Here is a 21,857-nt window from a genome sequence, read left to right as displayed (position 1 = left end):
CGGACGGGGCAGCAGGGCAGGCTGGCCCCATGACCGAGCCCCTCGACCCGCCGTCCGCGGTCCGCGCCGCCTCCGACCTGGCGGCCGGCCCGCTCCGGTCGGTCCCCGCCGACCTGCTCACCGCCCCGACCCCGTGCCGCGACCACGACGTCCGCGCCCTGGTCGACCACCTGGCCTGGGCGGCGCTGCTCTCCCAGCGGGCGGCCACCCGTACCCCGCTGGAGCACGACTGGAGCCGCCTCACCCCGGCGCCCTTCCTGGACGGCGTGCCGGTCGACGAGTGGGCGGCCGCCGTCCCCGCCGAGCTGGACACGGCGGCCGACGCCTGGGCCGACCCGGCCGCCTGGGAGGGGGAGACCCTGATGGGCACCACGCCGATGCCCGCCGGCGTCGTCGGGCCGCTGCTGCTCGCCGAGTTCGCCGTGCACGGCTGGGACCTCGCCCGCGCGGTCGACGCGCCCTACGACGTCCCGCCCGCGCTCGGGGAGGCGGTGCTCGCCGCCGTCGCGCCGCTGGCCGCGATGGGCCGGGACGGCGGCTGGTACGGACCCGAGGTGCCGGTGCCCGCCGACGCACCCGCCTTCGACCGCGCCCTCGGGCTCACCGGCCGGGACCCCGGCTGGCGCTGCTGACCCCTCAGGCCGGCGGCCGGACGAGGGTCAGCCGGGTGGTGCGGCGCCGGCCGGGCAGGCAGGCGGCCGCGGCGAGCAGCAGCGCGGCGCCGTCCTCGACCAGCGCGGCCTGCAGCGCCGGCATCCGGGTGCCCGCCCAGCGCCGCCAGGCCAGCCCGCCGAACGACCCGGCCGCGGAGCCGGCGATCCCGGCGACCACCGGCAGCGCGGCGTTCGCGCCCTGGCGGCGGGCCAGCAGCGCCGCGCCGGCCGCGCCGCTGCCCAGCCGGGCCGGCAGCACCGCGGCGCCGGTGCGGTCCGGGGTGGACGGCTGCTTGTCGCCGTAGAGCTCCCCGGCGAGCGAGACGCCGGCCGCCAGCTTCTTCAGCCCGCCGACGTCGGCGGCGCTCAGCGTGGGCCCGGCCAGCCCCAGCGAGCTGCGGCTGCCCGCGGCCACGCCCAGCAGCAGCGACCGGCCGACCAGCCCGCCGCCTGCCGGCTGCCGCGGGAGCGCCCGCTCCTCCGGCGTCGGCAGGCCGGCCACGACCGCCTGGGTGACGGCGCCGTAGGCCAGGTGCGGCACGGCGTCGGCGAGCCAGTCCTCGCGCGACCAGCGCCGGGGGTCGCTGACCCCGAGCGCCGCGACCGGGACGTCGATGGCGGCCATCGCGGCGGCGCCCTTGACCACCGCGCCCACCGGGAACGGCAGCCGCACCCCGGCCGACCGGACCAGGCTGAACACCACGCCCAGCCCCACGCCGTTGACGATGCCGGCCAGCTCCCCGAGCCCGCGGCGGCGGGCGTCGCGCTCGGCGCCCCGACCGGGCACCGCGGTGCCGGTGGCGTCGGCGATCGCGTCGACGAGCTGCTCCGGCACGGTGCTGGCCGGCCGGCCGCGCAGGGCCATGTCGAGGTAGGTGACGGCGTGCAGCGCGGCGGTGCCGGCAGCGCCGGCGACCAGTCCGCGGGAGAAGGTCCCGGTCATCCCCGGAGCCTCTCCGGCGGCGGCGGGTGCGGCAACCGCAGGAGGCGCCGCAGCCGGCTGTGACGGAGGTGACGGCACCGTGGGCACACTCACGCCCTCCGGACACGCTGCGGACACGCATCGCACACCCACGGCTGGCACCGTGGAGTCAGCGCCCGAGGTCGTGTGCTCTTCCGACCCCCTCGCCGCACCGCTCTGCGGTGCCGGCCGATGCGTCCCCACTCCGTGAAGGTCCCCATGCTGCGTTCCCTGCTGTCCCGTGCCCTGCTGTCCCGTGCCCGTGCCACCCCGCCGTCGCCGTCCCGGCTGCGCGCCGCCGTTGCCGTCCTGTTCGCCCTGGACGGCTTCGTCTTCGGCAGCTGGGCCGCCCGCGTCCCCGACGTCAGCGCCGCGACCGGCGCCGGGCACACCGCCCTCGGTGTCGCGCTGCTGTGCCTGTCGCTCGGCGCGCTCGCCTGCATGCAGCTCACCGGCGCCCTCTGCGCCCGGCTGGGCACCGGGCTGACCGCCGCGCTCGCCGGCGTGCTGGCCAGCGTCACCGCCGTGCTGCCCGGGTTCGCCACCGGCGTGCCCGGGCTGTGCGCCGCCCTGCTGTTCTTCGGCGCGGCGACCGGTGCGGTCAACGTCGCCGCGAACAGCGTCGGTGTGCAGGTGGAGGCCCGGGCCGGACGCCCGCTGCTCTCCGGCCTGCACGCGGCGTTCAGCGGCGGTGGGCTGCTCGGCGCCCTGGTCGGCGGCCTCGCGTCCGGGCTGGTCGGCGTCGCGCCGCACCTGGTCGCGGTCGCCGTCGTCGGCCTGGCGGTGATGGCCTGGGCCGGCCCGGTGCTGGTCGGCGCCGACGCCGGGCAGGCCACCGTGGACGCCGCCCGGCCGGCCGGTGCGGACGGCGGCCCGCGGCCGACCGCGGTGCTGGTCGTGCTCGGCGCCGTCGCCGGGGCCACCGCCTACGGCGAGGGTGCGCTGTCGGACTGGGGTGCGCTGCACCTGCGTGAGCAGGTGCACGCCGCCCCGGCGCTGGCCGCGGCGGGCTACGCCGGGTTCTCCTCGGCGATGGCCGCGGGCCGGCTGGCCGGCGGTCGGCTGGTCGCCGTCCTCGGCGAGCGGCGGCTGCTGGTCGGCGGCTCCCTGCTCGCCGCCGCCGGGGCGCTCACCGCGGTCACCACGAGCTCGCTGCCCGTCGCGCTGGCCGGGTTCGTGCTGGTCGGGCTGGGCCTCGCCAACGTCTTCCCGCTGGCCATCGCCCGGGCCGGCGCGCTGGGCGGTCCCTCGGGCGTCGCGCTGGCGACCACCGTCGGCTACACCGGGCTGCTCGGCGGCCCGCCGGTCATCGGCTTCCTCGCCGAGCACGCCGGGCTGCCGGTCGCGCTGGGCACGGTCGCGCTGATGGCGGTGCTGGCCGCGGTGCTCGTGCTGGGCATCGAGGGCCCGGCGCTGCGCCGGCCGTCTCTGCCCCGTGCCGGGTGGGCGCAGCCGGTGCTCTTCGGCCGCCGTCCGGTGGCCGTCGTGCTGGCCCCCGCCGCGACCCGGGTGCGCCGTGGCACCGGCAGCTACGTCCGGGACCTGACGCTGCTCGAGGTGGGCTGACCGCCTGGCAGGCTGGCCCGGTGACGACCGCCCCGGTACGCCTTTCCACCTGGCCGACCCCGCTGGACCCCGCGCCCCGGCTGGCCGCCGCGCTCGGCCTCGGGCCCGACGACCTGTGGGTCAAGCGCGACGACCTCACCTCCTTCGCCGGCGGCAACAAGGTGCGCAAGCTCGAGCACCTGGTCGGTGAGGCGGAGGCGGCCGGCGCGACCGTGCTGGTCACCACCGGCGGCGTGCAGAGCAACCACGCCCGGATGACCGCGGCCGCCGCCGCGGTGCGCGGCCTGCGGGCGGTGCTGGTGCTCACCGGGGCACCCGACCCCGCCCGGCCGGGCAACCTCGCGCTGGCGGAGCTGTTCGGCGCCCGGGTCGTGCTGGTCGTCCCGGGTGCGGACGCCGACGCGCAGGTGGCCGCGGTCGTCGCGGAGCTGCGTTCGGCCGGCGAGGTGCCCGCCGTCCTGCCGCTGGGCGGGTCGACGCCGACCGGTGCCCGCGGCTACCTGGCCTGCGCCCACGAGCTGGCCGAGCAGCTGCCCGACCTGCGGACGGTCGTGGTGGCGGTCGGCTCCGGCGGCACGATGGCCGGCCTGGTCGCCGGGCTGGGCGCGGACCGGGTGCTCGGGGTGGACACCGGTGCGGTGCCCGACCCGGCCGAGCGGGTGGCCGCGCTGGCCACCGCGCTGGGCGCCACGCCCGGTCCGCTGCAGCTGCGCCGCGACCAGGTCGGCGCCGGCTACGGCGAGCTCACCGACGCCGGTGCCGCGGCGATGACCACCGCCGCCCGCACCGAGGGGCTGGTGCTCGACCCGGTGTACACGGCCAAGGCGCTGGCCGGGCTCACCGCCGCCGTCCGGGACGGCACCGTCGTCCCGGGGCAGCGGACGGTCTACCTGCACACCGGCGGGCTGCCCGGGCTGTTCGGCCACCCCTACGCCAGCCGGCTGGCGGGGGACCTGCTCGACCGCTCGTGAACAACGTGTTCCGAAGCGTCGCACCCCGTTGACCGGCGGGGGCGGGGGGAACACGCTGGCCGCGCGCCCGAACCGGCGGGCGCCCAGCCGGAGGGCCCCCGATGACCGTCGAACCCGCAGCCGCCCGCGCACCGCACGGACCCGGGCGGGGGGTGGAGGCGGAGGCGGTCGACGCCGGGTACCTGCAGAAGCGCGAACTGCGCTCCGGCACGGCCGGGTGGCTGCTGCTCGCCGGCCTCGGGGTCTCCGCGGTCATCTCCGGTGACTACGCCGGCTGGAACTTCGGGCTGGCCGAGGGCGGCTTCGGCGGGCTGCTGATCGCCGTCGTCCTGATGGCGGTCATGTACACCGCGATGGTCTTCGGGCTGGCCGAGCTCGGCTCGGCGCTGCCGACCGCCGGCGGCGGCTACACCTTCGCCCGCCGGGCGCTGGGCCCCTGGGGCGGCTACGCCACCGGCATCGCGGTGCTCATCGAGTACGCGATCGCGCCGGCCGCGATCGCCACCTTCATCGGCGCCTACGTCGAGTCCCTCGGCCTGTTCGGCATCACCGACGGCTGGTGGGTGTACCTGGCGGTGTACGCGCTGTTCATCGGCGTGCACCTGCTGGGTGTGGGCGAGGCGCTGAAGGCGATGTTCGTGGTCACCGTCATCGCGCTGGCCGGCCTGGTGGTGTTCCTGGTCGGCGCGATCCCGCAGTTCGATGCGGGCAACCTGCTCGACATCGCGCCCACCGACGCCGCCGGCGCCTCGGACTTCCTGCCCTACGGCGTGATCGGCATCTGGGCGGCGTTCCCGTTCGCCATCTGGTTCTTCCTGGCGGTGGAGAGCGTGCCGCTGGCCGCCGAGGAGGCCCGCGACCCCGCCCGGGCCATGCCGCGCGGGATCATCGCGGCGATGGCGGTGCTCGTCGCCCTCGCCGTCCTGATGCTGGTGTTCACCCCGGGCGCCGGTGGCTCCGCGGCGATGGCGGAGTCCGGCAACCCGCCGGTCGACGCGCTGGCCGTGGCCGGGGCGTCGGACGGGCTGACCCGGGTGGTCAACTACGCCGGGCTGTTCGGCCTGGTGGCCAGCTTCTTCTCGATCATCTACGCCTACTCGCGGCAGACCTTCGCGCTGTCCCGGGCCGGCTACCTGCCCCGCGCGCTGTCGGTCACCAACGCCCGCAAGGCGCCGGTGCTGGCGCTGCTGGTGCCCGGCGCCATCGGCTTCGTGCTGTCGCTGACCGGGCAGGGCGCGATGCTGCTCAACATGGCCGTCTTCGGCGCGACCGTCTCCTACGTGCTGATGATGCTCAGCCACATCGTGCTGCGCCGCCGCGAGCCGGAGCTGCCGCGGCCCTACCGGACCCCCGGCGGGGTGGCGACCACCGGTGTCGCGCTGGTGCTCGCCGCCGCCGCGGTGGTGGCCACGTTCCTCGTCGACGTCGAGGCCGCGCTCTGGACGCTGGCCGCCTACGCGCTGTTCCTGGCCTACTTCGCCCTCTACAGCCGGCACCACCTGGTGGCCTCCGCGCCCGAGGAGGAGTTCGCCGCGCTGGCCGCCGCCGACGAGGACCTGCGGTGACGGTCCGCCGGGCGACGCTGGGCGGGCACACCTACGAGTTCGCCTCGCTGTCGGACCTGCTGGCCAAGGCCACCCCGGCCCGCTCGGGCGACGTCCTGGCCGGGGTGGCCGCAGAGTCCCAGGCGCAGCGGGTGGCCGCGCAGATCGCGCTGGCCGACGTCCCGCTGGCCACCTTCCTCGACGAGCAGGTGGTCGGCTACGACGAGGACGACGTCACCCGGCTCGTGCTGGACACCCACGACGCCGCCGCCTTCGCCCAGGTCGCGTCGCTGACCGTCGGGGACTTCCGCGAGTGGCTGCTGGCCCGGGCCGCCGAGCGGGACGAGCCGGCGATCTCCGGCCTGGCCCGCGGGCTCACCCCGGAGATGGTCGCCGCGGTGTCGAAGCTGATGCGCAACGCCGACCTGGTCGCCGTCGCGCGCCGGACCCGGGTGGTGACCGGGCTGCGCAGCACGCTGGGGCTGCCGGGCCGGCTGGCGTCCCGGCTGCAGCCCAACCACCCGACCGACGACCCGGTCGGGGTGACCGCGTCCATCCTGGACGGGCTGCTGCACGGCAGCGGCGACGCGGTCATCGGCATCAACCCGGCCACCGACTCCCCGGCGCAGACCGTGGCTCTGCTGGAGCTGGTCGACGCGGTGATCAGCCGCTACGAGATCCCCACCCAGTCGTGCGTGCTGGCCCACGTGACGACGACGCTGCGGGCGCTGGAGCGGGGCGCCCCGGTCGACCTGGTGTTCCAGTCGGTGGCCGGCACCCAGGCGGGCAACCGCGGGTTCGGCGTCACCCTGGACCTGCTGGCCGAGGCGCAGGCGGGCGCGCTGGAGCTGGGCCGGGGCACGGTCGGCCGCAACGTCACCTACTTCGAGACCGGCCAGGGCTCGGCGCTGTCGGCCGACGCGCACCACGGCGTCGACGGGCCCGTCGACCAGCAGACCCTGGAGTGCCGCGCCTACGGGGTGGCCCGGCACTTCGACCCGCTGCTGGTCAACACCGTCGTCGGCTTCATCGGGCCGGAGTACCTCTACGACGGCAAGCAGGTCGTCCGCGCCGGGCTGGAGGACCACTTCTGCGGCAAGCTGCTCGGCCTGCCGATGGGCGTGGACGTCTGCTACACCAACCACACCGACGTCGACGGCGACGACACCGACACCCTGACGCTGCTGCTGGGCGCGGCGGGCTGCTCGTTCGTCATCGCCGTCCCGGGCTCGGACGACGTGATGCTGCACTACCAGTCGCTGTCGTTCCAGGACGTGCTGACCGCCCGCTCGGTGCTGGACCTCCGCCCGGCGCCGGAGTTCGAGGCCTGGCTCGCGCGGATGGACCTGCTGGACGACGCCGGCCGGGTCCGCGAGCTCGCTGCCGACGCCCCCGCCGCCAGGGCCCTGCTCGCGGCCGCCCGATGACCGCCCCCAAGGCCGGAGATGGCCATCTCCGCCCCTCGGACGCCGGCGAACATGGCCATGTTCGCCCTCCGGTGGGCGGTGACCCGTGGGCGCTGCTGCGGGACGCGACCCGGGCGCGGGTGGCGCTCGGGCGGGCCGGGGACGGGCTGCCCACGGCCCGCGAGCTGGAGTTCCGGGCCGCGCACGCGGCCGCCCGCGATGCCGTGCACACCGCGCTGGACGCCGACCTGGTGCGCGCCGCGCTGACCGCGGCCTGCGTCGGGCTGGACGTGCTCGAGGTGCACAGCCAGGCGCCGGACCGGGCCACCTACCTGCAGCGACCCGACCTCGGACGTCGGCTGGCCGAGGGCACCGAGCTGCCCGGCGGGGCCGCCGACCTGGCCCTGGTGCTCGCCGACGGGCTGTCCCCGCGGGCGGTGCACGAGCACGCGGCCGGCACGGTCGCGGCGGTGCTGGAGCGGCTGCCCGGCTGGTCGGTCGCACCGGTCGTGCTTGCCCACCAGGCCCGGGTGGCGCTGGGCGACCCGGTGGGCGAGGCGCTGGGGGCGGGGATCGTCGTCGTGGTGGTGGGGGAGCGGCCGGGGCTCAGCTCGGCGGACAGCCTCGGCCTCTACCTGACCTTCGCGCCGCGGCCGGGCCGGGCCGACTCGGAGCGCAACTGCATCTCCAACGTCCGCCCGCCGCACGGCCTGGGCTACGCGCAGGCTGCCGACACCCTGGTCGCGCTGCTGCAGGCATCCCGGGAGCTCGGTGCCTCGGGCGTGGTGCTCAAGGACGAGGGGACGGCACTGCCGCCCGGCGCCGCCTGAACGGTGGTCCCGGCACGATCGAGCCCTGCCCGCATCTGTGGGCAGGGCTCGACTGCGCGCGAGGGCACCACCCGGAGCAGGCGCCGGAGCCACGGTCACATGCGGCGGAGCGGACCGATCTTCATCACCGTGGACAGCAGGGCCTCCATCGGGTGCCGCTGCGGCCGCTCGACCTCGGCGGGCCAGTCCGGCACCAGGTCGGGGTCGGCGTCGGCGGTGGCCACCTCGACGACCCGGCCCTGCAGCCGGGCCCGGATCTCCTCGGCCGTGTAGGCCCGGCGGTGCCGTTCGTGGCGGACCAGGACCGCACCGGTCGCAGCCACGCCGACGATCCCGGCGACTCCGAGCAGCTTGGACAGGCGCATGACCGCTACCGTAGTGGTGTGGCTCACTCCCGTGTCGTGTCGCGTCCGTCCGTCGGTGCCCTCCCGCTGCCCGAGGCCGTGGAGCTGACCCGCACCGGCGACGTCTGGGTCTTCCGTGGCGCTTCGCTGGCCGACCGCGCCATCCAGACCGTCACCAACGCCCCGGTCAACCACGTCGGAATGGCCGTGGTGATCGAGGACCTGCCGCCGCTGCTGTGGCACGCCGAGCTGGGGCACTCGCTGGCCGACGTGTGGTCCGGGCGCCACCAACGGGGCGTCCAGCTGCACGACCTGTCCGACGCGGTCTGCGTGTGGAAGAAGCGCTACGGCCAGCAGGCCTGGATGCGCCAGCTGGTCGGTCCGGCCGACGACGGCGGGGTGACCCGGGAGATGGAGGACGCCGTGCTGCGGACCATCGCCCGGCTCGACGGCAAGCCGTTCCCGACCACCCGGCACCTGGCCCGCGGCTGGGCCAACGGCAAGCTGCGCCGGCACCAGACCAACGACACGATCTTCTGCGCGGAACTGGTCGCGACCACCTACACCGCGATGGGGCTGCTGCCGGCGAAGCGGCCGGTCACCGCCTACGACCCGGGCAGCTTTTGGTCCGGCGACGACCTGCCGCTGGTCGACGCGGAGCTGGGGCGGGAGATCCGGGTCGACGTGCCGGCCGGGCCGGTCTGCGACTGAGGGTCAGACCGCGACCCAGCGGTTGACCAGGTCCACGATCGCCGCCTCCTTGGCGGCGACGTCGGCCGGGTCGCCGAGGGTCAGCACGGCGCGGTCGGTGGCGACCCAGCGGAGCAGCCCGGCGTCATCACCGAACACGAAGCCCTCGGTGTCCTGCGGCTTGACCCCGCGGTGGAACACCAGCTGCAGGTGGTCGGCGGGGAACAGCCGGAAGGTCACCCGGTCGACGCCGCGCCAGCAGAAGCTCGGCGCCTTCCACTTCACGTGCTCGGTCAGCCCGTCGTTGGACGCCATGATCGCCGTCCGCAGCCGGCGCACGTCGGCCGCGCGCGGGTGGTCCAGCTCGGCGAGGAACTCCTCGACGGTGGGGTTCTGCGGCATGCCGCCCAGCCTGCCCCATGCCCGGGGAGTTCAGCCCGCGGCGGGCCGACCGGCCACGTCGGCCGGGACGAGCCGGCCGCGCACCAGGTCCGCCGCGACGGAGTCCACCGACCGGCCCGCCGTGTAGGCGTGCGCGCGCAGCAGGGCCAGCGCCGCGGGTGCGTCCAGGTCCAGCGCGGCGCCGGCGCGGCCGACCGCCTGCCAGACCAGCGCCCGCCGCTCGGCGGCCGGGCTGTGCAGCCAGTCCGGGCCGGTCGCCTCCGACCAGGTCGAGAACACGGCGGCGTCGGCGAGGGCCGAGGTCACCAGGTCCCCGACGGTCACCGCGTCGAAGACGTCGAGGCGGGCCACGTCGCCCGGGTCGCGGAGGAAGAGGTCCAGCGCACCGGAGATCGGCGGCCGCAGCGGGAGCGCGACGATCCCGCGGAACGGCGTGCTGGTGAACAGCAGGTCGGCGAAGGCCGGCCAGCGGTGCCGCAGGTCGGCCTCGACGACGAACACCGGCTGACCGGAGGCGTGCGCCAGCCGGCACGGCCCGACGCCGGCGGTGAACTGCAGCCGCTCCACCCGGGCCGCGTCGGGCGAGCTGGCACCCAGCGGGGCGCGCCCGTGCGGCCCGGCCAGCACGCTGAGCCCGGCGCCGTCGACGTCCAGCACCCGGGTGACCGCCCGGGCCAGCCGGTCGGGCAGCAGGTGCCCGTCCTGGTCGTCGGCATCGGTGCCGGGGTCCGCGCGGGTGTCGGCGAGCGCGGCGGCGAAACGCTCGGCGAGGGTCACGGGCCCACCGTCCTCGCCCCCGTCCGCGAGCCCCCGGGCGGGGGTCGGTCAGCGGCGCGCCGGTGCCGTTGCGGAGTTGCCCAGATCCAGCACGCTGTCGTGCCCCCCGGCCAGCGAGGGGTCGTGGGTCACGCAGACGACGAGCCGGCCCGCCAGCGCCCGGCGCAGGTCGGCGACCAGCGAGGCCGCCGTCGGCGGGTCCAGGTGCGCGGTGGGCTCGTCGAGCAGGACGACGTCGCGGTCGGCCAGCAGGGCCCGGGCCACCGCGAGCCGCCGCCGCTCACCGCCGGACAGCGACGTGCCGCCGGCGCCGACCGGGGTGTCCAGGCCGGCCGGCAGGGTGCCGAGCAGCCCGCCCAGCCCGGCGTCGGTGAGCGCCCGGCGCATCGCCCGCTCGCCGCCGGGACCGGCCAGCTCGCCCCGAGGCCGGGCGAGGGCGAGGTTGGCGCGCACCGAGGCGTCGAAGACGTGTGCGTCCTGGGGGCACCAGGCGATGGCGGCCTGCACGTCCTCCCGGGTCAGCCGGGCGACCGGGACCGGACGGCGGCCGTCGCCGAGCACCAGGTCGCCGGCCGTCGGGCGCAGCGCGGCCATCAGCACCGCCAGCAGCGTCGACTTGCCCGACCCCGACGGCCCGGTGACCACCAGCCAGCCGCTCCCGGCGGTCGCCACCAGGTCGAGGTCGGTGAGCACCGGCGGCCGGCCCGGCCAGCCGGCGGTGAGGTGCTCGGCGGCCAGCTCGCGCACCGGCGACGGCGCGGGGAGCCGGTCGGCCGGCGCCGGGTCGGCGGCCACCGGCTCGGCGAGCACCGCCGCGACCCGGGACCGGGCGTCCCGCCACTCCAGCCGGCGCCGCCGGGCGGTGCCGATCGCGCTCAGCGGCTCGAGCAGGGCCAGCGGGGCCAGCGCCAGCACGGCGGCCACCGGCGCGGAGAGCTCCCCGGCCCGCACCGAGGCGGCCCCGGCGGCGAGCGCGAGCACGGCGGCCGCACCCGTGGCGAGCACCGCCACCGCCTCGCCCACGGCCGCCGCGGTCGCGCCGGCCGCGGCCGCCCGCCCCTGCCGCCGGCCCAGCGCGTCGAGCCGGTCGACCGCGGCCGGGGCGAGGCCGTGCACGCGCAGGTCGCCGGCGGCCTGCAGCGTCGCGGTGGTCTCCTGCAGCGTCACCGTCTCCAGCTCCGCGGCGGAGCGGGCCGGGCCGCGGTCCGCCCGGCGGTGCACGCCGAGGACGACCAGGACGGCGCCGGCGAGCACCGCGCCGACCAGGGCGCCGGCCCGCGGGTCGATGACGCTGAGCACCGCCGTCGTCCCGGTGAGCACGACCGCGGACACCAGCGGCGGGGTGACCACCCGCACCGAGAGGTCCTGCAGCAGGCCGACGTCGCCGACGAGGCGGGCGAGCGCCCGGCCCGGGGTGCGGTCGGCCGCCGGACCCTGGGCGACCAGCGCGGTCCAGAGCCGGAGCCGGGTGGCCGAGGCGAGCCGGAAGGCGGCGTCGTGGCCGGCCAGCCGCTCCAGCCAGCGCAGCGCGGCCCGGCCCAGGCCGGATGCCCGGACGCCGACGATCGCGACCATCAGGGTGAGGATCGGCGGCTGCTCGGCCGCCCGGACGATCAGCCAGCCGGAGACCGCGGTCAGCGCGACGCCGGCGGCGCTGGACGCCACGCCGTAGCCGACGGCCCGGGCCACCGCCCGCCGCGGCCAGGTCAGCGCGGCCACCTCGGCGGCCGCCGGCGTGACCTCGCTGCCAGCCGCAGCCGCGGGCAGCGGGGCGTCGGCAGGGGGAGCGGCCGCGGACGGCGGGACCGAGGTGAGCGGGGGCAGGGCTCCGGTCCCGGTCAGGTGGACGGTGCGGTCGGCGAGGGCGGCCAGGGTCGGCTCGTGGGTGACCAGCACCGTGCACAGCGAGCCGCGCAGCCGGAGCAGCAGCTCGGCGACGACCGCGGTCGAGGCGGCGTCCAGCGAGGCGGTGGGCTCGTCGAGCAGCAGCACCCGGGCGCCGCGCAGCACCCGGACCAGGGCGCGGGCGAGGGCGACCCGCTGCAGCTCACCGGGGGAGAGGGTGCGGCAGGCGCGGTCGCGCAGGTGACCGCCGTCGACCCAGGCGAGTGCCGTGTCGGCGAGGTCGGTGGCCCGCTCGGGGTCGGCGTCCCCGGCGTGGGTGCGCAGCTCGTCGACGACGGTGTCGGCCACCGTGGTGGGGAACTGCGGGACGACGGCGACGTCGGCCGGGCAGAGCACGGTGCCGGCCACCCTCGCGGTGCCGCCGTCGAGCAGCTGCCCGGCGAGCACCGCCAGCACCGTCGACTTGCCCGACCCGCTGGGACCGCGCAGCGCGACCAGCTCGCCGGGCGCCACGGCGAGGTCGAGTTCGGCGACGGCCGGGGCGCCGCGGCCGGGGAAGGCGACGGTCAGGCCGGTGACGGAGATGCCGCGCAGCGCGCCGGCCGGGGGCTCGGCGACCAGCGGCCGGACCGCGGGGGTTGCCAGCACGGCGCGGGCGGCCGCGGCTGCCTCGGCGGCGTCCTCGGCGGCGTGGTGCGCCGAGCCCAGCGCCCGCAGCGGGGCGAACGCCTCCGGCGCCAGCAGCAGCGCGAACAGGCCGACGTCCAGGCCCATCGAGCCGGAGGTGAGCCGGATGCCGACGGTGACCGCGACCAGCGCGACCGACAGCGTGGCCAGCACCTCGAGCACCAGCGCGGACAGGAAGGCGATCCGCAGGGTGGCCAGGGTGCGGCGGCGGTGGCTGTCGCCCAGCTCGGCCAGCGCGCTCAGCTGGTCGGCGGCCCGGCCCAGGCCGACCAGCACCGGTAGGCCGCGCACCAGCTCGGCGACGTGCCCGGCGATCCGGTCCAGCGCCCGGGCGGCCTCGGCGGTCTCGTCCCGGGTGTGCAGCCCGACCAGCACCATGAACAGCGGCACCAGCGGGAGGGTGACCGCGACCAGCAGCGCGGACAGCCAGTCGGTGACGCCCAGCACCACCAGCAGCACCGGCGGGACGACGATCGTCGAGGCCAGCGCCGGGAGGTAGGTGGCCAGCGCGGGCCCGAGGTCGTGCAGCCGGGTGGTGGCCAGCACGGCGGCCGGGCCGGTGCCGCCGGCCGCGGTCACCGCCTCGCCCTCGCCGTCCAGCAGCCGGGTGAGCAGCCGGCGGCGCAGGGTGTCCTCGGCGCGGCGGGCGTCCCGGGTGGCGAGGACGCTGCCCAGCCCGCTGCCCGCGGCCCGGACCGCGGCGCCGGCCAGGGCGACCAGCAGCGACGTGCCGGGCGTCGTCCCGGCCGCGACGTCGGCGACCGCGTGGGCGAGCCCGGCGGCGAGCAGCACCACGCCGGCGGTCTGGACGAGAGCTGCGGCCGCCGCGCGGGCCAGCGCCCCGGTCAGTCCCGGCACGCCGGCCAGCGCACCGAGCGGGCCGCGGGCCCGGTCCGGGCCGGTGTTGGTCATGCGGGCACCTGCTCGGCGGCCTCCGGCGTCTCCGGCTCGGCGGTCAGCCGCTGGCGGAAGACCCAGTAGGTCCAGGCCTGGTAGGCCAGCACCACCGGCAGCCCGACCCCGGCGGCCCAGGTCATCACCGTGAGCGTGTAGTCGCTGACCGAGGCGTCGGAGATCGTGACGTCGAAGGCGGAGTCGATCGTCGAGGGGACGACGACCGGGTAGACGGAGCCGAAGATCGTCGCGGCCGAGGCCAGCAGCACCACGGCCCAGGCGGCGAAGGCCTGCCCCTCGCGGTCGACCCGGACCCGGGCCCAGGTGACCAGCACGGCGAGTGCGGCGACCAGCCACAGCACCGCGGTGACGGCCGTGCCGTCCTGGAGCTGCACGATCCCGGCCCACAGCAGCAGCGGCAGGGCGGCCACCGGCGACCAGCGGCGGGCGAACCGCCGGGCGGCCAGCCGCACCGGGCCGTCGGTCTTCAGCGCGAGGAAGACCGCGCCGTGGACCAGCGAGAACGACAGCACCGCCACGCCGCCGAGCACCGCCGGCCAGCCGACGCCGGCGAACGCGCCGCCGACCCGGTTGCCGTCGGCGTCGATCGGCAGCCCCAGGGTGGTGGCGCCCAGCGCCGCGCCGATGCCCAGGGCGGCGATGAGCGACCCGCCGGTGATCACGTGCGTCCAGGTGGTGTCCCACCGGTCGGTGTGGTGCGAGTGCCGCCACTCGAACGCCACCGCCCGGACGATCAGGCCGAAGAGCACCAGCACGAAGGGCAGGTACAGCGCCGGCAGCCAGGTGGCGTACCAGCCGGGGAAGGCGGCGAAGACCGCGCCGGCGGCGGTGATCAGCCAGACCTCGTTGCCGTCCCACAGCGGGCCGATCGAGCGGAGCATCAGGTGCCGGTCGGCGGTGCGGCGGCCGAGCACCGGCAGCAGCGCGGCGACGCCGAAGTCGAAGCCCTCGAGCAGCAGGAAGCCGGTCCAGAGCACCGCGACGGCGACGAACCAGACGGTCTGCAGGTCCATGGTCAGGTCTCCTCAGGACTCAGTACGCGAAGGACAGGACGTCGTCGGGCTTCTCGCGCCCGCCGTCCCGGCCGCCGGGGAGGTCGTCGTCCGGCGTGCCCTCCGGGGTGTGCCCGGGGGTGGGGGCGCCGTCGCCGGCGGTGACCCCGCCACGGACGAACCGGACCAGCAGCCACAGCTCGACCACGGCGAGGGCGCCGTACACGGCGGTGAGGGTGATCAGCGAGGTCAGCACCTCACCGGCGCTGACGCCGGGGGAGACGGCCTGGGCGGTGAAGAAGTACACCTGGTCGGCCCGCGGGACGTCGGGGTTCGGGTACACGACGAAGGGCTGGCGGCCCATCTCGGTGAAGATCCAGCCCGACGCGTTGGCGACGAACGGGGCGCCGATCGCCAGCAGCGAGCCGTAGACGGCGACCGGGCTGGTCGGCACGCGGCCCCTGCGGGTGGCCCACAGGGCGTGGGCGCCCACCCCGGCCGAGACCATGCCCATGCCGATCATCAGCCGGAAGTTCCAGTAGGTGACCGCCAGCAGCGGGGTGTAGTCGATCGGCTCGCCGGCCAGGTCGCCGTACGACGGGTCGTCGGGGTAGGTGGCGCCGTAGGCCTCCTCGTACTCGGCCTGCAGGTCGTTCACCCCGGGCACGGCGGTCGAGAAGTCGCCGTGGGCGAGGTAGGAGAGCAGGTAGGGCACCGTCCAGGAGTGGACGTCGTCGCACTCCTGGCTGCCGAACTTGCTGAACGCGAAGATCGAGAACGGCGCCGGCGCCTCGGTCTCGCAGAGCGCCTCGGCCGAGCTCATCTTCAGCGGCTGCTGCTGGTACATCAGCTTGGCCTGGTAGTCCCCGGTCACCGCGGTGAGCAGGAACGCCGCCACCGAGACGTAGCCGCCGAGCCGGACCGAGCGGCGCCACACGCCGTGGTCGACGTCCGTGGTGGGCGCGCCGGCCAGCGTGCGCCTGCGCAGGTGCCACAGGCCGATGCCCACCAGGGCGGCGCCGGCGACCATCAGCGCGGCGACGATGGTGTGGCTGAACGCGGCGACGGCGGTGTTGTTGCTCAGGACCGCGAAGAAGTCGACCTGCACCGGGCGGCCGGTCGCGTCGTCGGTGACCACCCCGACCGGGTGCTGCATCCAGGAGTTGGCCGCGATGATGAAGTACGCGCTGACCACCGAGCCGATGACCGCCGCCCAGAGGGTGGCCAGGTGCACCTTCTTCGGGATCCGGCCCCAGCCGAAGATCCACAGGCCCAGGAAGGTCGACTCGAGGAAGAAGGCCAGCAGCGCCTCGAGCGCCAGCAGCGCGCCGAAGACGTCGCCGACGAAGCGGCTGTACTCGCTCCAGGCCAGCCCGAACTGGAACTCCTGGACCAGGCCGGTGGCCACGCCGAGGACGAAGTTGATCAGGTAGATGCGGCCCCAGAACCGGGTCATCCGCAGCCACTCGGGCTTGTCGGTGCGCACCCACATGGTGTGCATGACGGCGACCAGGATGCCCAGGCCGATGGTCAGCGGGACCATCATGAAGTGGTAGACGGTCGTGATGCCGAACTGCCACCGGGCGATGTCCAACACGTCCACCGCGGTCTCCTCGTCTGCTGTCGTACGATCGACACGTTCTTTCTACGCCGAGTAGAAGACTCTTTCTACGGATCGTAGAAGACGCGCTGTGTGAGCTGTCCGACAGGAGGACCCGTGAACACGCTGGGAGAGCTGGAGCGCTCGGTGCTCGAGCACCTGTGGGCGGTCGGCGGCCCGGTCACGGCCACCGCGCTGCGGGACGGGCTCGTCGACCGCGGCCTGGCGCTGACCACCGTGCACACCGTGCTGACCCGGCTGGAGCAGAAGGGCTTCGTCGAGCACGACGACGCCCGGCCGCGGCAGTTCCGGGCGCGGGGGAGCCGCGAGGAGCACGTCGCCGACCTCATGCACGAGGTGCTCGGCCAGGCCGGTGACCGGCAGGCGGCGCTGGCCCGGTTCGTCGGCAGCGTCGGGGACGACGAGGTGCGGATGCTGCGGGAGCTGCTGGCCGCCGCCGACCCGGACGCGCTCCCGCAGCGCTGACGGTGCTGCCCGCGAGCGCGATCGCGCTGGGCGTGCTGGCCGCGCTGCTGGCGTGGCCGGTGCCCGCGGCGCTGGCCCGGTCCGGCTGGCCGCGCCGGGACCCGCTGGTCGCCCTGGTGTGCTGGCAGGCGATCGGGCTGGCCGGCGGGCTGTCGATCATCGGCGCCCTGCTGGTGCACGGGCTGGCGCCGTGGGGCCACTCACTCCCGGAGGCCTGGTGGCACTGGGTCACCCGGCAGCCGGCGCAGGAGGTCGTGCGCGGTGACCACTGGGTCGCCCAGACCCTGGCCGCCGTGCTCGCGCTGGAGCTGGTCGGGGTGCTGGTGCTCTCCGGGGTCCGCACCGCCCGGACCCGGCGGCGGCACCGGGAGCTGCTCGAGCTGGTGGTGCGGCCCGGCGGCCGGGGCGCGGGCAGCGAGACCCTGCTGCTCGACCACCCCGCGCCGGTGGCCTTCTGCATCCCCGGCGTGCGGCCGCTGCTGGTGCTCTCGTCGGGGATGGTCAACGAGCTCGACGCCGGCCAGGTCGAGGCGGTGGTCGCCCACGAGCGCGCCCACCTGGCCGAGCACCACCACCTGCTGCTGCTGCCGTTCGTCGCCTGGCGGGCCGCGCTGCCGGTGCTGCCGGCGGCCGACCGGGCCCACGACGCCGTGCGGGACCTGGTCGAGATGCGCGCGGACGACGTCGCGCTCGGCTCGCTGTCCGGGCCGGACCCGCGGCGCACGCTGGCCGCGGCGATCGTGGCGGTCGCGGCCGGCGCGGGGGGTCAGCTGCCGGACGGCGCGCTGGCGGTGACCGGAGGCGCGGTCGCCGTCCGGGTGCGCCGGCTGCTCACCCCGGCCGCACCGCTGCCCGCCGCCGCCCGGTGGGCGGCGCTGGCCTGCGCGCTCGCGCTGCTGCTGGTGCCCACCGTGCTGCTGGTGCTGCCCGCGCTGGTGTGACGCCCCGGGGATCAGGTGACCTGATCCCGGGCGCTCCTGGCTCAGCTGGTGCGGTGAGCCAGGAGCACGCGGGGTGAGCCAGGACGCTGCGGGGTGAGCCTGGGCGTCGACCGGAACGGGCGGGCGCGCGCTGCTCCCCTTAGCGTCGGGGGATGGACGCAGCAGTGCTCACCGAGCCCGGTACGCCCGTCTTCGGGTCCTTCGACGAGCCGGTGGCCGGCCCGGACCAGGTGGTCGTGGACGTGCGGGTCGCCGGCGTGAACCCGGTCGACGTCGCGACCGCCGCCGGCACCTTCGTCACCCGGCCGCCGTTCCCCTCCGTGGCCGGGCGGGAGGGCGTGGGCACGGTCGGCGGACGGCGGGTCTACTTCAACGGCTGCGTGGCCCCGTTCGGCTCGATGGCGCAGCGCACGCTGGTGCCGGCGCGCTCGCTGTTCGACGTCCCGGACGCCCTGGACGACGGCCTCGCGGTGGCGCTCGGGATCGCCGGGCTCGCCGCCTGGCTCCCGCTGCAGTGGCGGGCCCGGCTGCAGCCCGGGGAGACGGTGCTGGTGCTCGGCGCCAGCGGGGTGCTCGGCCAGGTCGCCGTCCAGGCCGCGAAGCTGCTCGGTGCCGGCCGGGTGGTGGCCGCCGCGCGGGACGCCGCGTCGCTGCAGCGGCTCGCGGGCCTGGGCGCCGACGCCACGGTCGACCTGGGCGGGGACCTGCCGGTGGCGGAGCTCGCCGACCGCATCCGGACGGCGGCCGACGGCGGGGTGGACGTGACCATCGACCCGCTGTGGGGCGCGCCCGCGCTGGCCGCGGTGGGCGCCGCCCGCCGGGGGATGCGGCACGTGCAGATCGGCCACTCGGCGGCGGCGACGGCCGAGCTGGCCGCCGGCGGCTTCCGGGAGGCGATGGTCGACCTGCTCGGCTACACCACCCGGCACGTGCCGGCGGACGTGGTGGCCGCCGGGTGGACCGAGCTCACCGGGCACGCGGCGGCCGGGCGGATCGCGGTGGAGGTGGAGCGGGTGCCGCTGGCCGACGTCGCCCGGGTCTGGGAGCGGCAGGTCGCCTCGGCGCACCGGAAGTTCGTGCTGGTGCCCTGACGACGCAGGACGGGCACCCGTCCGCAGGCGCAGTGCCTGGGTCGGGTGCCCGTCATGGTGCGACCTGAGCGGCCGCGCGGTGCGATCAGCGGGTGCGGTGCGCCTCGGTGGTCGTGCCGTCGTGCCAGTCGTCGTCGCCCTCGGGCTCCTTGGCCAGCAGCCCGGCACCGACGGACCACACGATGCCGCCGAGCAGGCCGATCCAGGCACCGATCTCGGTGGACAGGTCGGCGCCGCGCTCGAAGGCGCCCGGGACGTCGATGACGTAGCTCAGCGACACCAGGACGGCGGCGATGCCGACGGCCATGGCGGTCAGGGAGAGGCCGCGGTGCTGGCGGCCGCGGGCCCGGGTCGCCGCGTACTGCAGGGCGACGGCCAGGCCGATGCCCAGGAAGGCCAGCAGCGGGATGGTGGTGTCCGTCTCGTACCCGGAGCCGGAGGTGCTGTCGGCCCCCTCCGTGGACACCCAGTCCAGGAAGGTCGCGACCAGGAAGACCACGATGCCGGCGGTGGCGACGTGTGCTCCCGTTGTGTTCGCCCGGCGGTCATGGGTGAGCGAGTTGCCGCGGGACGCGTTGGTGGAGTCATTTGTTGCCATGCCGAGCTGATACCCGCCCGGGGGATGTCGGATGCACGTGGTGGATAGTTGTGATCAACTTGTGATCATCCTGTGAGTAGTCGACTGGTCACGATGCGATGTCCGGCCCGCCTCCGGTGGCGTCCCGTTCGCCCCGTGCCTGCGCCGCGTCCGCGCGGGCGTCGGCCAGCTCGTCCTGCAGCCCGAGGATGACCTGGGCCGAGGAGAGCTGGTGGCCGTCGTCGAGCAGGCCGCGCACCCGGGCGGCGCGCTCCAGCTGGTGCCGGGAGTAGCGGCGGTGACCTCCGGGCGAGCGGTGCGGGTGCAGCACGCCGGAGGAGTCCAGGCTGCGCAGGAACGCCGCCTGCACGCCGAGCAGCTCGGCGGCCTGGCTCATCGTCAGCACCGGGTGGTCGGGGTCGTCCAGCGGCTGCAGGGGGTCGGTGCTCATGTCGTCTCCCGGAGTGCGAGGAGGGGCGGGACCAGGACTGGTCCCGCCCCTCCCTCGAGGTGGTGCCGATCAGCTCTCGACCGCGTGCTGGTCCTTCGCCTGCTCGCCCTCGATGGTGCGGCCCTCGACCGACGTCGGGGTGTCCGCCCTGCTCACGGTGATCTTGCGCGCCTTCGCCCGCTCGGCGACCGGGATGCTCACGGTCAGCACCCCGTCGTGGTAACTGGCGTCCAGCCGGTCGGTGTCCAGGCTGCGGCCCAGCACCAGCTGGCGGGTGTAGCTGCCGAACGGCCGCTCGGCGACCTGCCACTGGGCGTTCTCGATCTGCGGGACCGAGCGCTCGGCGCTGATGGTCAGCGTGGTGCCCTCGACCTGCAGGTCGATCGACCCCGGGTCGACGCCGGGCAGGTCGAAGTGGGCGACGAAGTTGTCACCGACCCGGTAGGCGTCCATCGGCATGCCGGCCAGCGGACGGGCGGTGGTGGTGCCACCTCGGCCGGTCAGCTGGTCCAGGGCGCGCAGGGCGGCCGACGTGGCGGCGAACGGGTCGTTGGAAGTCAGCATCATGGCTGCGTACCTCCGGGGGTCAGTGCGGTGGTTCCGTGTCCAGTTGTCGTCGCCGGTGAACCTCCAGCGACGACTGCAGATTACCTCGACCGAGCGTGGAAGAAAACCTCATCGCCACAAGAAATCTGTACCCGCCGCCTGAGTGTCAGTGGACCCAGCGGACGGCGGCGGTCACCTGCTCCGGCGACGCACCCTCCAGCAGCGCGATCTCGCCGCGGCGCACCTCGGCGATGGTCGTGGCCAGCTCGGTGCCGAAGGCCTCGGTGAGCTCGTCGTCCCGCTCGAACGCCCGGACGGCGTCCTCCAGCGTCGCCGGCAGTGCGGTGATGCCCGCCTCCCGGCGCCCCGCGTCGGTCAGCGTGCCGGGGTCGATGCCGACCGGGTCGGGCAGCGTGGCGCCGGCGCGCAGCCCTGCGCGGCCCGCGGCCAGCAGGCCGCTCATGAGCAGGTACGGGTTCGCGGCGCCGTCCACGCACTTGACCTCGACGTTGGCCGCGGCCTGCCGGTTGCCGGCCGGCCCGGTGACGAAGCGGACGGCGGCCTCGCGGTTCTCCAGGCCCCAGACGGCGAACGCGCCCGCCCAGTGCGAGGGCACCAGGCGCAGGTAGGACGCGACGCTCGGGGCGCCGACGGCCAGCAGGCCCGGCAGGTGGTCGAGCAGGCCGGCGGTGAACGCCTCGCCGTCCGCGGTGAGCCCGAAGGTGCCCGGCCCGCCGCTCATCAGGTTCTCCGCCCCGTCCCCCGAGCCGCGCCACAGCGACAGGTGGACGTGCGCGCCGTTGCCGACGCCGTCGGCGGTGACCTTGGGGGAGAAGGAGGCGCGCAGGCCGTGCCCCGTCGTCACCGCCCGGATGGTGTCCCGGACGAGCAGGGCGGTGTCGGCGGCGGCGACCGGGTCCTGGGCGGCGACGGAGACCTCCAGCTGCCCGGCGGCGTACTCGGGGTGGAACTGGTCGACGTCGACCCCCTGCGCGGCCAGCGCGCGCAGCAGGTCGGCGGCGTAGTCGGAGACCTCGACGAGCCGGGTCATGCCGTAGGCCGGGCCGCTCAGCGCGGGCACGAAGGCGCCCGGCTCGGCGCCGTCCGGCAGGTCCGCCAGCCCGACCGCCCACTCCACCTCGACCGCGGCCCGCAGGGTGAGGCCGTCGGCGGCGTACCCCTCGACCAGCCGGCGCAGCAGCGACCGCGAGCACTGCACGTGCGGCTCGCCGTCCTGGGTGTACCGCTCGGCCGGCGCCCACGCCCAGCCCGGCTGCGCGGCGAGCACGGTGAGCCGGGAGAGGTCGGGGTGCAGCCGCAGGTCGCCGACCACGCTGCCGGCGTACCGGCCGGCCACGATCGAGTCGTCGACCAGGAAGCCGTCGAAGACCGGGCTCATGCCCACGCCCCACTGGGCGGCAGCGGGCAGCCGGGCCAGCGGCACCGACTTCACCCGGGTGATGCCGCTGGTGTCGACCCAGGGCAGGGCGACGCCGACCACCCCGGCGTCGGCCAGCTCCCCGAGCGCCGCCTCCGCAGCCGCCCGTCTTGCGTCCCGCTCGTGCCGCTCCACGCGTCCTCC

General features: G+C 76.4%; 21 protein-coding genes. 10 read left to right on the top strand and 11 right to left on the bottom strand.

Annotation, left to right across the window (positions count from 1 at the left end; genetic code table 11):
- The first annotated feature begins 29 nt into the window (after window positions 1–29).
- Window positions 30–632 carry a TIGR03086 family metal-binding protein gene (locus HL054_RS10910; protein WP_369139010.1) on the top strand — a complete coding sequence of 201 codons (603 nt, stop codon included), beginning with the start codon at window positions 30–32 and terminating at the stop codon, window positions 630–632.
- Between the two features lie 4 nt (window positions 633–636).
- Here the strand turns inward: HL054_RS10910 and HL054_RS10905 are convergent, their stop codons facing one another.
- Window positions 637–1,596, bottom strand: coding sequence for a hypothetical protein (locus tag HL054_RS10905; RefSeq protein ID WP_369139009.1), 960 nt, complete (start codon window positions 1,594–1,596; stop codon window positions 637–639).
- 237 nt (window positions 1,597–1,833) lie between these two features.
- Between HL054_RS10905 and HL054_RS10900 the strand changes: the two genes are divergently transcribed.
- The 5 genes from HL054_RS10900 to eutC all read left to right on the top strand — a co-directional run bounded on the left by HL054_RS10900 (window position 1,834) and on the right by eutC (window position 7,931).
- Window positions 1,834–3,180 (top strand): MFS transporter, encoded by a 1,347-nt coding sequence (locus HL054_RS10900; protein ID WP_369139008.1) that lies wholly within the window; start codon window positions 1,834–1,836, stop codon window positions 3,178–3,180.
- Window positions 3,181–3,200: 20 nt separating this feature from the next.
- A complete protein-coding gene (locus tag HL054_RS10895; RefSeq protein WP_369139007.1) occupies window positions 3,201–4,151 on the top strand; it encodes a pyridoxal-phosphate dependent enzyme in 951 nt (316 codons plus the stop codon).
- Between the two features lie 101 nt (window positions 4,152–4,252).
- Window positions 4,253–5,716, top strand: a complete 1,464-nt coding sequence (gene eat, locus HL054_RS10890) for an ethanolamine permease (RefSeq protein WP_369139006.1) — start codon at window positions 4,253–4,255, stop codon at window positions 5,714–5,716.
- Complete coding sequence (locus HL054_RS10885) at window positions 5,713–7,122, top strand: ethanolamine ammonia-lyase subunit EutB (protein WP_369139005.1); 1,410 nt, start codon at window positions 5,713–5,715, stop codon at window positions 7,120–7,122. Before eat ends, HL054_RS10885 begins: the two co-directional genes overlap by 4 nt.
- A gap of 71 nt (window positions 7,123–7,193) precedes the next feature.
- Window positions 7,194–7,931, top strand: a complete 738-nt coding sequence (gene eutC / locus HL054_RS10880; protein ID WP_369139003.1) for an ethanolamine ammonia-lyase subunit EutC — start codon at window positions 7,194–7,196, stop codon at window positions 7,929–7,931.
- Between the two features lie 95 nt (window positions 7,932–8,026).
- On the opposite strand, the gene HL054_RS10875 is transcribed toward eutC, so the two are convergent.
- Complete coding sequence (locus HL054_RS10875; RefSeq protein WP_369139002.1) at window positions 8,027–8,296, bottom strand: hypothetical protein; 270 nt, start codon at window positions 8,294–8,296, stop codon at window positions 8,027–8,029.
- Between the two features lie 36 nt (window positions 8,297–8,332).
- Between HL054_RS10875 and HL054_RS10870 the strand changes: the two genes are divergently transcribed.
- Entirely contained in the window at window positions 8,333–8,986 is a 654-nt protein-coding gene (locus tag HL054_RS10870; protein WP_369139001.1) for a hypothetical protein, read from the top strand.
- Window positions 8,987–8,989: 3 nt separating this feature from the next.
- Here the strand turns inward: HL054_RS10870 and HL054_RS10865 are convergent, their stop codons facing one another.
- The 5 genes from HL054_RS10865 to HL054_RS10845 are packed head-to-tail and all read right to left on the bottom strand — an operon-like array spanning window position 8,990 to window position 16,186.
- Complete coding sequence (locus HL054_RS10865) at window positions 8,990–9,367, bottom strand: DUF1801 domain-containing protein (protein ID WP_369139000.1); 378 nt, start codon at window positions 9,365–9,367, stop codon at window positions 8,990–8,992.
- Window positions 9,368–9,397: 30 nt separating this feature from the next.
- A complete protein-coding gene (locus tag HL054_RS10860; protein WP_369138999.1) occupies window positions 9,398–10,144 on the bottom strand; it encodes a GAF domain-containing protein in 747 nt (248 codons plus the stop codon).
- A 48-nt stretch (window positions 10,145–10,192) separates the two neighbouring features.
- A complete protein-coding gene (gene cydC, locus HL054_RS10855; RefSeq protein ID WP_369138998.1) occupies window positions 10,193–13,588 on the bottom strand; it encodes a thiol reductant ABC exporter subunit CydC in 3,396 nt (1,131 codons plus the stop codon).
- Entirely contained in the window at window positions 13,585–14,604 is a 1,020-nt protein-coding gene (cydB, locus tag HL054_RS10850) for a cytochrome d ubiquinol oxidase subunit II (RefSeq protein ID WP_369138997.1), read from the bottom strand. The genes cydC and cydB overlap by 4 nt, the downstream gene beginning before the upstream one ends.
- A 19-nt stretch (window positions 14,605–14,623) precedes the next feature.
- The gene (locus HL054_RS10845; protein ID WP_369138996.1) at window positions 14,624–16,186 is read right to left on the bottom strand and encodes a cytochrome ubiquinol oxidase subunit I; all 1,563 of its coding nucleotides are present in this window, start codon (window positions 16,184–16,186) and stop codon (window positions 14,624–14,626) included.
- A gap of 114 nt (window positions 16,187–16,300) precedes the next feature.
- Here HL054_RS10845 and HL054_RS10840 point away from each other — a divergent pair, with 114 nt between their 5' ends.
- From HL054_RS10840 to HL054_RS10830, 3 genes are all read left to right on the top strand, one after another.
- The gene (locus tag HL054_RS10840) at window positions 16,301–16,669 is read left to right on the top strand and encodes a BlaI/MecI/CopY family transcriptional regulator (protein ID WP_369138995.1); all 369 of its coding nucleotides are present in this window, start codon (window positions 16,301–16,303) and stop codon (window positions 16,667–16,669) included.
- Window positions 16,670–16,671: 2 nt separating this feature from the next.
- Entirely contained in the window at window positions 16,672–17,610 is a 939-nt protein-coding gene (locus HL054_RS10835) for a M56 family metallopeptidase (protein WP_369138994.1), read from the top strand.
- Between the two features lie 152 nt (window positions 17,611–17,762).
- A complete protein-coding gene (locus tag HL054_RS10830; RefSeq protein ID WP_369138992.1) occupies window positions 17,763–18,701 on the top strand; it encodes a quinone oxidoreductase family protein in 939 nt (312 codons plus the stop codon).
- Window positions 18,702–18,786: 85 nt separating this feature from the next.
- Here HL054_RS10830 and HL054_RS10825 read toward each other — a convergent pair whose 3' ends face one another.
- The 4 genes from HL054_RS10825 to HL054_RS10810 form a co-directional block, all read right to left on the bottom strand.
- Complete coding sequence (locus HL054_RS10825) at window positions 18,787–19,299, bottom strand: hypothetical protein (protein ID WP_369138991.1); 513 nt, start codon at window positions 19,297–19,299, stop codon at window positions 18,787–18,789.
- Window positions 19,300–19,387: 88 nt separating this feature from the next.
- Window positions 19,388–19,729 (bottom strand): helix-turn-helix domain-containing protein, encoded by a 342-nt coding sequence (locus HL054_RS10820; protein WP_369138990.1) that lies wholly within the window; start codon window positions 19,727–19,729, stop codon window positions 19,388–19,390.
- Between the two features lie 69 nt (window positions 19,730–19,798).
- Complete coding sequence (locus tag HL054_RS10815; protein WP_369138989.1) at window positions 19,799–20,296, bottom strand: Hsp20/alpha crystallin family protein; 498 nt, start codon at window positions 20,294–20,296, stop codon at window positions 19,799–19,801.
- A gap of 145 nt (window positions 20,297–20,441) precedes the next feature.
- Complete coding sequence (locus HL054_RS10810) at window positions 20,442–21,848, bottom strand: glutamine synthetase (protein ID WP_369138988.1); 1,407 nt, start codon at window positions 21,846–21,848, stop codon at window positions 20,442–20,444.
- Between the last annotated feature and the right edge of the window lie 9 nt (window positions 21,849–21,857).

The organism is Modestobacter versicolor (genome assembly GCF_041028285.1).
In the GTDB taxonomy this organism is placed as follows: domain Bacteria; phylum Actinomycetota; class Actinomycetes; order Mycobacteriales; family Geodermatophilaceae; genus Modestobacter; species Modestobacter versicolor_A.
The sequence above is the reverse complement of the archived record's forward strand: the minus strand, read 5'-3'. Positions and strand labels throughout refer to the sequence as shown.